The 12,047-nt window shown below is 63.8% G+C and carries 16 protein-coding genes; 5 read left to right on the top strand and 11 right to left on the bottom strand.

What is annotated here, in order from left to right; genetic code table 11:
• Positions 1 to 23: 23 nt before the first annotated feature.
• Positions 24 to 656 carry a hypothetical protein gene (locus LK12_RS02485; RefSeq protein WP_156135361.1) on the top strand — a complete coding sequence of 211 codons (633 nt, stop codon included), beginning with the start codon at positions 24 to 26 and terminating at the stop codon, positions 654 to 656.
• A gap of 30 nt (positions 657 to 686) precedes the next feature.
• Here LK12_RS02485 and LK12_RS02480 read toward each other — a convergent pair whose 3' ends face one another.
• The gene (locus LK12_RS02480; RefSeq protein WP_039278938.1) at positions 687 to 1,454 is read right to left on the bottom strand and encodes a zf-HC2 domain-containing protein; all 768 of its coding nucleotides are present in this window, start codon (positions 1,452 to 1,454) and stop codon (positions 687 to 689) included.
• Positions 1,451 to 1,948 carry a sigma-70 family RNA polymerase sigma factor gene (locus tag LK12_RS02475; RefSeq protein WP_039278935.1) on the bottom strand — a complete coding sequence of 166 codons (498 nt, stop codon included), beginning with the start codon at positions 1,946 to 1,948 and terminating at the stop codon, positions 1,451 to 1,453. The genes LK12_RS02480 and LK12_RS02475 overlap by 4 nt, the downstream gene beginning before the upstream one ends.
• A gap of 83 nt (positions 1,949 to 2,031) precedes the next feature.
• Here LK12_RS02475 and LK12_RS02470 point away from each other — a divergent pair, with 83 nt between their 5' ends.
• Both LK12_RS02470 and LK12_RS02465 read left to right on the top strand, forming a co-directional pair.
• Entirely contained in the window at positions 2,032 to 3,297 is a 1,266-nt protein-coding gene (locus tag LK12_RS02470) for a S8 family serine peptidase (protein ID WP_039278851.1), read from the top strand.
• A gap of 114 nt (positions 3,298 to 3,411) precedes the next feature.
• Positions 3,412 to 4,227, top strand: a complete 816-nt coding sequence (locus LK12_RS02465) for a hypothetical protein (protein ID WP_039278848.1) — start codon at positions 3,412 to 3,414, stop codon at positions 4,225 to 4,227.
• A gap of 101 nt (positions 4,228 to 4,328) precedes the next feature.
• On the opposite strand, the gene LK12_RS02460 is transcribed toward LK12_RS02465, so the two are convergent.
• Positions 4,329 to 5,330: a sensor histidine kinase gene (locus tag LK12_RS02460; RefSeq protein ID WP_039278844.1), complete on the bottom strand. Its 1,002-nt coding sequence runs from the start codon at positions 5,328 to 5,330 to the stop codon at positions 4,329 to 4,331.
• Between the two features lie 45 nt (positions 5,331 to 5,375).
• On the opposite strand from LK12_RS02460, the gene LK12_RS02455 reads away from it, so the two are divergent.
• Positions 5,376 to 5,942: a hypothetical protein gene (locus LK12_RS02455; protein ID WP_156135360.1), complete on the top strand. Its 567-nt coding sequence runs from the start codon at positions 5,376 to 5,378 to the stop codon at positions 5,940 to 5,942.
• A gap of 21 nt (positions 5,943 to 5,963) precedes the next feature.
• Here the strand turns inward: LK12_RS02455 and LK12_RS02450 are convergent, their stop codons facing one another.
• Both LK12_RS02450 and LK12_RS02445 read right to left on the bottom strand, forming a co-directional pair.
• Positions 5,964 to 6,158 carry a hypothetical protein gene (locus LK12_RS02450; RefSeq protein ID WP_039278841.1) on the bottom strand — a complete coding sequence of 65 codons (195 nt, stop codon included), beginning with the start codon at positions 6,156 to 6,158 and terminating at the stop codon, positions 5,964 to 5,966.
• Between the two features lie 68 nt (positions 6,159 to 6,226).
• Entirely contained in the window at positions 6,227 to 6,433 is a 207-nt protein-coding gene (locus LK12_RS02445; protein ID WP_039278837.1) for a cold-shock protein, read from the bottom strand.
• 584 nt (positions 6,434 to 7,017) lie between these two features.
• Between LK12_RS02445 and LK12_RS02440 the strand changes: the two genes are divergently transcribed.
• The gene (locus LK12_RS02440) at positions 7,018 to 7,692 is read left to right on the top strand and encodes a spermine/spermidine synthase domain-containing protein (protein WP_039278834.1); all 675 of its coding nucleotides are present in this window, start codon (positions 7,018 to 7,020) and stop codon (positions 7,690 to 7,692) included.
• 97 nt (positions 7,693 to 7,789) lie between these two features.
• Here the strand turns inward: LK12_RS02440 and LK12_RS24520 are convergent, their stop codons facing one another.
• The 6 genes from LK12_RS24520 to LK12_RS02415 all read right to left on the bottom strand — a co-directional run bounded on the left by LK12_RS24520 (position 7,790) and on the right by LK12_RS02415 (position 11,805).
• Positions 7,790 to 7,942, bottom strand: a complete 153-nt coding sequence (locus LK12_RS24520; RefSeq protein ID WP_156135359.1) for a hypothetical protein — start codon at positions 7,940 to 7,942, stop codon at positions 7,790 to 7,792.
• A 35-nt stretch (positions 7,943 to 7,977) separates the two neighbouring features.
• Positions 7,978 to 8,247 carry a translation initiation factor IF-1 gene (gene infA, locus LK12_RS02435; protein ID WP_039278822.1) on the bottom strand — a complete coding sequence of 90 codons (270 nt, stop codon included), beginning with the start codon at positions 8,245 to 8,247 and terminating at the stop codon, positions 7,978 to 7,980.
• A 208-nt stretch (positions 8,248 to 8,455) separates the two neighbouring features.
• Positions 8,456 to 10,222 (bottom strand): DEAD/DEAH box helicase, encoded by a 1,767-nt coding sequence (locus LK12_RS02430; RefSeq protein ID WP_039278816.1) that lies wholly within the window; start codon positions 10,220 to 10,222, stop codon positions 8,456 to 8,458.
• A 413-nt stretch (positions 10,223 to 10,635) separates the two neighbouring features.
• Positions 10,636 to 10,932: a putative quinol monooxygenase gene (locus tag LK12_RS02425; RefSeq protein ID WP_039278810.1), complete on the bottom strand. Its 297-nt coding sequence runs from the start codon at positions 10,930 to 10,932 to the stop codon at positions 10,636 to 10,638.
• 4 nt (positions 10,933 to 10,936) lie between these two features.
• Positions 10,937 to 11,239 (bottom strand): putative quinol monooxygenase, encoded by a 303-nt coding sequence (locus LK12_RS02420; protein ID WP_039278808.1) that lies wholly within the window; start codon positions 11,237 to 11,239, stop codon positions 10,937 to 10,939.
• Between the two features lie 11 nt (positions 11,240 to 11,250).
• Positions 11,251 to 11,805 carry a nuclear transport factor 2 family protein gene (locus tag LK12_RS02415; protein ID WP_039278805.1) on the bottom strand — a complete coding sequence of 185 codons (555 nt, stop codon included), beginning with the start codon at positions 11,803 to 11,805 and terminating at the stop codon, positions 11,251 to 11,253.
• Between the last annotated feature and the right edge of the window lie 242 nt (positions 11,806 to 12,047).

Genomic DNA, 12,047 nt, shown 5'->3' with positions numbered 1-12,047 from the left:
AGCTTGAATCGGAGCTTGCAAACGTGAAATGCACCGCCCTGGTCCCCGGCGCACTGGTTCTCGGCCCGCTACTGGGCATCGTGGCCAGTCAGTCGGTCAATACCCGGCCCGTCGACCGCGGGGAAAATGTCTTCGGATCGATCCCGCAGCATGCCATCACGTCCTACGGAGACACGCAGAGGCAGGTGACGCCTTCGCCAGACCATTATCCGCTGATCACGCCGCACGGGCGAGTCGAAGTCCACGAACTCTGGTCGCACGGCCTGATGCGCAACAGGCGGCTGGCCATCTATGACTATTACGACCCCGAACCCGTTCCGGAACCGGAACCCTACTCCTATGATCCAGAGCCGTCGCGAACCGCTCATCGGGATCATGCCGGTTACGAAACGGCGCAGGGACGGGCTTCGTCGGTCGCTGGGCCCGATGCCGAAGCGTCGCCGCCCGGGTCTGCCGTGAAGGCTCGCGGGTCCGCGCGAATCATCGATGTGGAGGCGGAATTGGCGTCGATTGGACGAAGTGAGCCCGTGGAGCTTACCGGCTGTGCCGATTCATCCCGGGGCTGCGGCGGTCTGGACGATACCGCTCCGATCCGTCCGATCGGTCCCCAGGTCGCAACGCTGCAATCCGGCCAAGGTGCGATAAGCCCCAATTGAGGCGCTGCCTTCGCGCGAACATTCCGGTGCTTACCGCATCCAGTCCTTCGCCTTCGCCGCGCGCTCCTGCGCGGCATCGAGCGGCGCGCCCTTGGCCATATCCTGCGCCGCAGCCATCAGTTCGCTCATGGCCGAGCCGGCTTGGCGGTACTGGCTGGCCTGCTGGGCGCTGCTCGCCATCGTTCTTTCCAGGACCCAGCCCGACTTGTCCTTGCAGGCGATGCCTGCCGTCGCACGGCTGTCGAACACCCGGCAATAGGAACCGGCCTTGCTCTCGAAGCTGGTGAGAATGCGCAGCGATCCGGTTTCGCCCTGCGTTGCCGCCAGCTTGGCATCGAGGCCCCTGGCCAACGTACCGGAGGCAACCAGCTTTCCGTTTCTCTGCTCGATCGGACCGTTCGAAGCGATCTGTGTTCCAAGGGCAACGCCCACTACCAGCGACGCGGCGATGGCAAGGCCCGATCCCCAACGCTGGAGGAAGGGACGCCTGGGTTCTGCGGTCCCTGCCTCTTTCCTGGCCCGTTCGGCTCGCGCTTCCGCGAGGCTGACAACCTTGCCCCGATCCGCGCGCGCGTCTTCCTCGGCGGCCGCGGCGATCATGGCGTTCAGACTGTCGGGCACAGGTTCCTCTGTCACGGGATTCAGGTGGCCTTGCAAGCTGTCGCGCAACCGTCTTTCGGCCGCGATCCGCTCGGCAAGAGCCGGATCGGCCGCGACCGCAGCCTCCACGCGGGCGGCATCGGCAGCCGACAGTTCGCCATCGGCATAGGCCATCAGCTCTTCGTTCGTCACGCTCACGCCAATTCTCCCAGTTCGCGCATCAGGGCCTCTCGTCCACGCCCCAGGCGGGATGTCAGCGTTCCCTGGGGGACACCGATGATTTCGGCAGCTTCCTTATAGGCGAAACCCTCGACCAGCACGAGCACCACGGCCTCGCGCTGTTCATCGGGCAGGCGAGAGAGAGCCCGGCCGACGTTCCCCAGTTCGACGAGGTTCTCGGCATCCGCAGCACCGCTCGTGCCTACGTTCGCTCCTTCGTCTTCGTGGACGAACGTCTGGGAACGCCGCGTCCTTGCCCTTGCTTCATCGATCCACTGGTTGCGCATGATCCTGTATACCCAAGCATCGAGCCGCGTGCCTTCCTGCCACTGGTGGCGGGCCTTGAGCGCGCGCTCTACGGTTTGCTGGCACAAGTCGTCGGCATCGGCCGCGTCGCGCGTCAGACCGCGCGCAAATCGCCGCAGGCGCGGTAGCAGCGCAGTCAATTCCTCGCAGAAACGGTTCATGCTCATAGACTTGTCTTGCCTGGGGATGAAACGGATGGTCAGGCGCGTTTCATCCCTGAGTGCTACGAAATTTGTTATCGGACAAGACCATGGACAGACGAACAAGCACAGGACTGACGATTGCGGCGGCATTGATGATGCTTGCCGCGGGACCCGTGAACGCGCAGTTGGGCGGTGCCCTGCCCTCTGCGCCGCTGCCCGTGGATCCGTTGGGCACCGTGGGAAAAGTCCGCGATGCCGTGGGCGAGGTTACCGAAACGGCACTGGACCCTGTCGAGGAAGCAGCCTCCGGTGCGCGTACCCTTGCGCGAAAACGGTTGCAGCGCATCGCGCACTACGTGTCCGACCACCAGGATGTCGTCGCGTGGGACGAGCGGCACCAGCCTGCCGTGCGCGGCGTCGTTCTTCTACTCGATCCGGATCAGATGGCGCTCGATGTTGCCCGACGGGAGGGGTATTCCGTCCTCGAACAGGGCGAGATCGATGGACTGGACACCCGCTATGCGCGCCTTGCGGTGCCGGAAGCAATGTCCCTTGCGAAATCTGTGAAGCGATTGCGCAAGGCTCTGCCGGGCCACGACGTCAGCGCCGATCAACTCTACTTTCCGTCGGGCCGAACGGTCGCCGTCGGCACTGCCGCCGCTGCCTCGTCTGGCGCGCTTCCGCGGGGAGGGACCGTCGGGGTCATCGACGGGGGCATATCCGGCTCAGACCTGCTTGCGGGCCAGCGCGGCTTTGCGAAGGGCGCCCCGCATCGCAGTGACCACGCTTCCGCCATTGCGTCCCTGCTGGCCGGTGCAGGAACGGCCCGTGTCTATGGTGCGGACGTCTATGGCACCGATCCTGCCGGCGGAAACGCACTAGCCATAGCCAAGGCCCTGGGGTGGATGCGGACCCAAGGGGTTCCCGTGGTCTCGATAAGCCTGGTGGGACCGGCCAATCCCTTGCTCGGACGGGCGATCTCGGCCGCGCGTACCCGGGGAATGGTGGTGGTCGCAGCCGTGGGCAATGACGGCGCAGCCGCGCCGCCGGCCTATCCCGCATCGTACCCGGGGGTCGTCGCGGTTACCGGCGTCGACGGTGCCGGGCGTGTCCTGATCGAAGCGGGGCGAGCAAGCCATCTCGATTATGCCGCTCCGGGCGCGGACATGTCCGCCATCGTTCCCGGCAAGGGGCGGATCGATCTGCGCGGAACCTCCTTCGCGGCCCCGCTTGCCGCCTCGCGCATCGCGGCGCGGCTGACATCCGGCACCCGTGCGTCGCAGGCCCTGAAGGCGGTCGATAGCGAAGCTGTCGATGCCTCGCGCCGGACAGGACGCGGAATCGTGTGCGACATCTGCCGATCCGGTCTCTAGAAAATTTTTTCATTTTTTCGCGGATGAAATCGAAAAGGCGGCTCGTTCCTTCCCCAGACACCCCCGAGACGACACCAACCCATCGGGGGGCGGACGAAAGGAAGGAGAAGCACCATGAACAGGCTAACTCTCGGAACCGCCATTGCCACCCTCGCCGTCGCAACCATGCCCGGCGCGGCCAATGCCCAGCTGCTGGGTGGCGGAGGCCTCGGCGGCATGGTCGGAGGCACCGTGGGCGGTGCAGTCGGCGGTACGCTGGGCGGTGCAGGCGGCACTGTCGGCAGCACGATGGGCGGAGCTGGCGATGCCGGCATCTCGCGCACCGGTCGCACCGTTACCTCGACGCTGGACGGAAATGCACAGGCCAGCGCCAACAAGTCCGTGAGCGCACCCGATGTGCCCGCGCCGGATACCTCGGCGGTCACCAACACCGTGACGAATGCGCGTTCGACCGCAAGCGGCGTCGTTGGTTCTGCCGGGCAGGCAGCCGGAGGCGTCACCGGTAATGCGGGCAACCTCACGGGAACCGCCATGGCGGCCGGCAGCGGCGCTGCCTCCGGGTCGGCCAGCAGTGCGAATGCCGGTGGATCGGCTGACGGCAATGCCTCCGGAACCGGCGGCGTGACCGGCGCCTCGACCCTGCCGATCAATCCGGCCGGCATGGCTTCCGGGGTTGCCGGCACCGCCACGGGTGCAGTCAGTGCCGTTCGCAACGCTGCCAGCCAGCAGGCCGCGGCTGCGCGCAACAAGGCCGGTGCTATGGCCGATAGCGCCTCGAATGCCAGCGGCTCCGGGTCGGGCAGTGGCTCTGCCTCTGCGGATGCCGGCAGCAATCACGCCTCCGCTTCCGGCTCGACGACGGGCTCCGGTTCGGCAAGTGGCGGAGTCAATGGTTCGGCCAGCGTGGGGGTGAGCGCCTCCGGCGGCTGATTACCGGGTCTCCCCACCGCCGCGTCCCATCCCCCCACCGAGCAAGCGGCGGTGAGACGCCCTCGAAGAGCCAGGCTCTTCGGGGGCGTTTTCCGTCTGTGCTATCGATTGGAAAGGCGAACCGTGCAGCCGTGCGGCCCCTTTTGCATCTCGTACCGTGCCTGGGCCTGGCTTGCGAAGGCATTCAGAAGCCTCGTGCCTATCCCCGAGGTCGACGGGGCGTTGGCGGCGAGATCACCCGCGCCGTTATCGAAGATCTCCAGCGTCCAGCCTTCGTCATTCGCGTCGAAGCTGATGACGACCTTGCCCTCCCGGCCTTCGGGAAAGGCGTACTTGGCGCAATTGGTCAGCGCTTCGTTGGTGAACAGGCCGATCGCCACTGCTACCTGCCGCGGCAGCACGTGGGGGGTGATCCGTCTTGCAACCTCGATGTTCTCGTCGAACATGCCGGCTGTCACTTTCGCCACGATATCCTCTAGATAGGGCTGCATGGCGACGGCCGCCCCTTCTCCCTGCGTCTCGGCCAGATTGGCATAGGCCCGGGCGAACGAGTGGATGCGGGTAAGGGTCTGGTCGAGCGCCTCGTCCACCGATTGATGGACCTCGCGCTGCTTCTGGTATTCCAGCAGGCTCGCCACCAGGGCGAAGTTGTTCTTCGTGCGGTGCTCCAGTTCCTCCAACAGCAGGATGCGCCTTTCGATTTCGCGGTCCCGTTCGAAAATGGCCGACTGCACGGCCCAGCGGAATATCTCGGCAAACACCAGCACCACCAGCACCGCAAAGGCATTGATGACCACCCGCAAGGGATCGGTGGGAACCTCGAAGTTGAACGAATGCTCCGAAGGCAGGACGATGTACCAGGCCCAGACAAAGCTCACGCAATAGGCGAGGACCCCCGCCGGCCACCGGCCATAAAGCGTCGCGAGAAGAACCGTGGGGTAGACCAGCGCAAAAGGCCCGGAGGTGGGCGCTATGACATCGACAGCACTTCTCAGTGCGATCATCAGGCAGGCGAGCACCAGACCGAACAGCAATTGAACGCCCAGCCTTGCCGGCCCCGGGCGGAACCTGCGGACGACATCGTAGTTGGCCAGCCTTTTCATCGAGCGCTCTGCCCTCCCACACCCTGCATCCATGCGAATAAGCCGTTGAGCATAGATACCATTTTGGAATCTGACGACTCAAATCGGCGGCGGCCTCCGCGGACCGACGCCGCACCGGAACCTCCCGCAGGCCGTAGCGTTGGTTTTGGCAATGCTTTGCTCTGCCGGTCGAACGGATGGAAACGGATGACTCATGCCGAATGGACGATGCTTCTGGGTGGCATTGTGTTCGTGTCCCTGCTCGGAGCCTGGCACCTGGCCGGGATCCTGCTGGTGAAGCGGCTGCATCCGGCAAGCCGCAGCTATTCGGCCGTGTTGGCCGCGTTCATAGGGTTGTTCCTGCTGCACCTGAGCGAGATCGCGCTTTGCGCGCTGTCCATCATCTGGGCGCATTACGTGCCCGACGGTGGCGGACTGATGTATTTCGATGGTGCGTTCGGCGAAGCGCTGTTTTTTGCCGGAATCAACTTCGCCACTCTGGGATATACACAGGTGGAAGCGTTCGGAGCGATCCGTCTGCTGATCATGCTGCAATCGCTCGCCGGCTTCATGCTGATCACATGGTCTGCCAGTTTTGCCTACACGATCTGGAATGAAAAATTCGGGGGCTGAGGCGCTGGTCGAGGTCCAGCCTCAGTTGCTCGCTTCGGCTTTCTCGTTGAGCCGCTCCATCCGCTTCTTTTCGATCTGCACAATCTGATCTGCCATGGCGCGCCAAGCCGCCTCGGACCGCAGTTCACGGTCACGCACGTTGGCGAGTTTGGCGGTAGCAGCAGCTTCGGCAGCATCGCGGGCGCGGGCCTCGCAGAAATCGAGAGTAAAGGCCATGGGGCTCCTTTTATGCAGGAATGGGCGGGGCCGAAGCGCGCCGGCTGCGCGCTTCGGCGGGAGCCGGATCAGGCGGCCTGCAGATTCACCGCCGACGCCTTGCCGTTGCGGCCGACTTCGATCTCGTAGGAGATCCGCTGATCGCGTTCGAGGGTGTGCATCCCGGCATTCTGCACCGCGGAAATGTGCACGAAGCTGTCCTGACCGCCGTCTTCGGGGGCGATGAAGCCATAACCTTTGTCGGTGTTGAAGAATTTAACGGTTCCGATGGGCATGTGTGTTTCCTTTCAAGAAACGGGTTTCCGCTCCGCGAAATTGCGGAGACCGGTCGTGCGTCAAATCGTCAGTTGAAAGGAAATCGTCGCAAGCGGGAAAAGCGACGGATTCGCGTCGCCTAAGCCAAGATTGTCGAGAACCGTCGCAAAATTCGACGTCAGCCGTCATTGGTTAGCAGAAAAGGCTGTGAAATGACAGGCCCAATTCGTCCATTATCGTGCAGCAATGGCTTTGGTGCGCCGATGGACGGCAACGCGATCCGGCCCTCCAGACTAATCCACAGAGTATTTGGGCGCTCCCGGGGCATCTCTTGCCTGACGCTTCGAAGTCGCCCATCGATGATTGATCGGGACCATCGTCACGTAGGCATGTCCCGGCTGAGAGACGCCCGTGCTCCCGCTTACGCCAGCGACGAAATTTACGTTTCTCTACCCCCGCAAATTCGAAACGAGTTGCGTGTGCTGCGTTCCGACCGGCCCGGAAAGCATGCTTCGATTTGATCCATGCCCGTCGCCTGGCGGCGCGACGGGGGCCTGCCGGACCCTTTTGAAAGCCGAGACCATTCTCGCCCCGGGAGTAATTCATGATCGACGAAGACGTCCTGGTAGGCATTGCGCATGTGCCCGGCGGAGTGGAATTGAGGCTGGTGCAGCACGGAGACGGGTTCACCATCCTGCTCGAAGACAACGAACTCATGAGCACCGTGGCCAGTGCTTCGGAAGAAGCCCTGGCCACGATGACCTGCGAACGGCTCGGCAATCGCGAACGCGTGCAGATGCTGGTGGGCGGTTACGGCATGGGCTTCACGCTACGCGCCGCGCTTGCGGCCCTGGACGACGATGCGAACGTCTTCGTCGCTGAAATCGTTCCGGAAATCATCGAATGGGCCCTGGGGCCGATGCGGCAATTGACCGGCGGGTGTCTGGACGATCCGCGGGTGATGCTCGTCGGGGAAGACGTGGCGATGCTCATTCGTGCCGCGCGCGGCGGCTACGATGCCATTCTTCTCGATGTCGACAATGGTCCCGAGGGCCTGACGCGGCTCGAGAACGACCGGCTCTATTCCCGGGAGGGGTTGCGCTACGCAATGCGGGCACTCAGCCCGGGCGGCGTGCTGGCGATCTGGTCGGCCTGGCCCGATCCCGCGTTCACCGACCGCCTGGAAGAGGCCGGTTTCGAGGTGTCTTCGGTGACCGTGCGGGCGCGTCCCAACAACAAGGGCTTCCGCCACGTTATCTGGTTTGCCAGGAAGCCCTGACACCGGGTGATCGAGGGCGATTCCGACTGCCTGTGCGAAGGCGGGATTCGGATCGCGGCATGTCCGGGGCATCGCTGCCCCGGCATGAGACCCCGGATCAGTCGACCATGGCAGCGACAACGCGCCGCAGGTGTTCCTTGCTCAGCAGCCCTTCCGGGCGCAATGCCGGGCTCATCGTCCCGGCCGTATGGGGATAGCTTTGAAAAATGGTCTTGGGGCGCTTCGAGGCACCCTTCTTACGTAAATGCATATAGTCCTTTAGTCGCGGCTCTTGGCCGCATCCTCTTAACGTTTGAAATTGCCGCGCCTGCGTGGCGGCCCGCCCGGTTGACCGGGCGTGCGCTCGCGAAAGACGATACGTCCCTTCGAAAGGTCGTAAGGCGTCATTTCCACGTGGACGCGGTCGCCCACTACCGAGCGAATGCGAAACTTGCGCATCTTGCCTGCGGTGTAGGCGATGATCTTGTGCTCGTTGTCGAGTACGACGGCAAACCGGCCATCGGGGAGGATTTCCTCGATATGGCCTTCCATCGTCAGCAGTTCTTCCTTGGCCAATGCGTTCTTCCATCAATGCATGTGCGTATCCGGCCGTGCAGGCGCAGTGGCAAGCAGGCGAGCCGGGCAGCTGAAAAGGGGAAAGCCGCGCAATGCGGCCGTCGATGTCCCGTCGCAGGCGACGTAGCGAGCACTCATTTAGGGCGAAATCGCAGGAATTCAAGATTTCACCCGAGGAAAGCTCGAAGGCCAGTTCGTCAGGTGTGCTTCACTCAGGTCGGCGCTTCTTCTTGTGAAACGGCTTCTTCGGTGCGCCACTGCCCTTGCCCGGCCCCTTGTGGGGACCTTTGCCGAAGCCCCGCTCGGGTTTGTTGCCCGGGCCTTTCCTGAACGGCTTGCGGCCGGCTCCGCCTTCGCGGTGGCGGGAATGACCGCCGTGCGGGGGCGGTTGGCTGGTGGAGCGTTCGATCTCGACTTCGTCGTCGCCGCCGGCCGTGCGCTTGACGGCGTCGAGAAAGCGATCGGCGATGGCGCCGGGGACTTCGAAATGGGTTTCGCGGGTGTCGATGCGGATCGCGCCGATCTCGCCACGGCCGACATGGCCCCTGCGGCACAGCAGTGGCAGGATCCAGCGCGGATCGGCGTTCTGGTTGCGTCCGACGTTGAGCTTGAACCACACGCTGTCCTCGAACCCCGGTCGAGGCCCGCGTTTCTCGCGCGGGGCATCGTTGCCGAGCAGTTCCTCGGGCTGCGGCAGGCGCGAGCGGTGGACGTGGACCAGCGCAGCAGCGATGTCCTCGGCGCTGCGCTCGGCCAGCAGGCGGTCGGCCAGCGCGCGGTCCTCATCGGTGAATTCGACCGGCGCCAGCAGGGTGCTCAGCAACCTTTCGCTATCGGCCTTGCGAATGTCCTCGGCCGAAGGCGGCGCGATCCACTCTGCCGGAATCTTGGCGCCGCGCAGCATCGATTCGACGCGGCGACGACGGGTGTAGGGGACGATAAGGACCGCCGTGCCTTTCTTGCCGGCACGCCCGGTTCGGCCCGAGCGGTGCTGCAGCGTTTCCGCATCGCGCGGGATCTCGACATGAACGACGAGGCTGAGGCTGGGCAGGTCGATGCCGCGGGCCGCGACGTCGGTGGCGACGCAGACCCGCGCGCGCCGGTCGCGCAGGGCCTGAAGCGCCTGGTTGCGTTCGTTCTGGCTATGCTCGCCCGAAAGCGCGACGGCGGCAAACCCGCGCTCGACAAGGCTGGCGTGCAGGCGGCGCACATTGTCGCGCGTGGCGCAGAACAGCATCGCTGTTTCGGCCTCGTGGAGGCGCAGCAGGTTGACCACGGCGTTTTCCGTGTCGGCCGGAGCCACCGCCATCGCCTGATAGCTGATGTCGCCATGCCCACGGTCCTCGCCGACGGTGGAAATGCGCAGAGCGTCGCGTTGATAGCGGCGCGCAAGCGCGGCGATCGGCTTGGGCATCGTGGCCGAAAACAGCAGCGTGCGGCGTTCGGGCGGCGTCGCGTCGAGAATTTCCTCGAGGTCCTCGCGAAAGCCCATGTCGAGCATTTCGTCCGCTTCATCGAGCACGATGGTGCGCAGCGACGACAGGTCGAGTGCTCCGCGCTCCAGATGATCGCGCAGGCGGCCCGGGGTGCCGACGACGATCTGGGCGCCGCGGCCGAGTGCGCGGCGCTCCTTGCTCGCGTCCATGCCGCCGACGCAGGTCGCCAGGCGGGCTCCGTACTTGTCGTAGAGCCACGTCAATTCGCGGCTGACCTGCAGCGCCAGTTCGCGCGTCGGTGCCACGATCAGGGCAAGCGGTGTCGGGGAAGGGGGTAGGTGTCCGTCTGCATCGAGGAGATCGCCGGCCATGGCGAGGCCGAACGCCACGGTCTTGCCCGAGCCGGTCTGGGCGGAAACGATGAGATCGCGGCCGTGCGCATCGGCTTCGAGGACGGCAGCCTGTACGGGTGTGGGCGCAGCATAGCCGCGGTCGGACAAGGCATCGCCGAGCAACGGCGGAAGTTTGGAAAAGGGCATTTTTCTCGCAAATCAATGGTGTCGCCGGTCGTGGCGAAGCGCGTGAAAGTATCCGGCTGCGCGCTACTGGCCGGCGGCGGCGAGTGTATTCGTGATTCTCGCTCGCCTTGAGAGGGCGGCCCTTAGCAGCCCTGTGGCGGACAGTCACCATTCATTCCAGTGCAGCGAGCGCTTCCTCGGGCAAAGCCCTGAAGCGCGCCATCATCCTGGCAACCGACGGGCGCACGTTTCAAGACATGGATTGCGAGGCCATATCGAACGCGCGCCGATCGGGGCAGCCCTGACCGCATGCCGCAATGCCGCCGGGCGAGCCGATGGTCGGGGCATGGCAGGGCGGGGGGGCATTGCTTTCTTTGGCGCGGTGGAAGGCGGTTTGTGCGAAATCGACCTTCGGCAACCGCTTGCCCGGGCCTCTAGTCGAGGGATGCGTGGAAAGTCAGTTGCATTTCCTCGGCAAGGCACTCGAGGATGCCGGGGACGAGCCGGTCATGGAAATCGATGTGCATGTGTTTTTCGTAGGCTGCCTCGTCGCGAAATGTTGCGATGACGTGGAACATGTCGGGATCGTTGTCCGACTGAAGCAGTTCGTAGACGAGGGCGTCCGGTTCATGCTGGAAGACAAGCCCCTTCAATTCAGTCTGCAGGGAGATCATGTCGGCGCGCTTTTCCGGCTTGGTGCGCAGGCGGGCGATGAAGCTCTTGTGTGCCATGGGATCAGCCTTTCGGGTGCGGTTCGAGGTCGAAGAGCATTTCACGCTCGTAGCCGCCGTCCATGCAGGCAACCATGCGTTCGATCAGAGGTTTGTTGTGGGGATATTCCATGTGCGCCGCGTCCGCGTCTTCGTCGATGAAGCTTTCGTACACGGCAAACATCCCCGGCTCCGCCAGTCGATAGAACTGGTAGTGGAGTGTGCCGGGTTCCTTTGCCGACAGCGCTTTCATCTCGTGTGCAAGGGCGATGAATTCGTCTTGCCGGTCGTCGCGAATGCGAAATCGGGACAGGAAACTGAACGGCATAAAGTCTCTCCTCAAGCGCGGTCGCGCGATTTCTCGTAGGTGATCCAGGAAGCGAGGCGTTCCGGAAAGTCCGCAGCGCCGGGCGTATCGTAGGCGCGGTTGCGGTTGCTCTCGAGCAGGATTCCGGGATAATCCGATTGCGGCACGTAATAGAGAAAGGCGATTTCGCGTTCTGCGAACTTCCACCCTTTTTCGGTGTTGCGATAGCGGTCGGCATAGCGCAGCGCCGCCAGCATCATCTTCCCGTTGCGAACGAGTTCCGCATGGCCCGAGACGCGGCCGGTTGCTTCCTGAAGGCCGTCGCCGACGAAATCGATCTGGACGTCGTGCATGAAGTGATGGCCCGGACCCAGCGCGTCGAAACGACCATGGTATTGTTCGATGATGGCATCGGGCCCTTCCGCGTACATCACGCCATCGGCTGACTTGAGCACGGCGTCCTCCGTGAAAAGGTCGCGAATGCTCTCGATCAGCCGGTCGTCGATGTCGAAGCAGTAGTGCGCGATGAGCTGCCGGATCTGTGATTCGGCCTCGAGCCGCGCAACGCGCGCTTCCAGTGCGGTCATCCTTTTCTCCCGGGGCTACAGCCTTTCCCGGAGCATAGGCTTTCGCAAATTAAAAACAATCGTGAATGTATAAAACATGTGGGTGTCACGCCGGTAGTCCGGGCGATTTGTGCGGTCCGCGACGCCCGGAATCAACGGCCCGGAAGCTGGAATCAAAAAAACAAACATGATTGATTGCTATGCGCGTGAATCGTGCTATCAGAGTGGCAACTCGCAATCATGGCGAGGCACAAGGAGAGAGC

It is taken from the genome of Novosphingobium malaysiense, assembly GCF_000802225.1.
Classification (GTDB): Bacteria; Pseudomonadota; Alphaproteobacteria; order Sphingomonadales; family Sphingomonadaceae; genus Novosphingobium; species Novosphingobium malaysiense.
The sequence above is the reverse complement of the archived record's forward strand: the minus strand, read 5'-3'. Positions and strand labels throughout refer to the sequence as shown.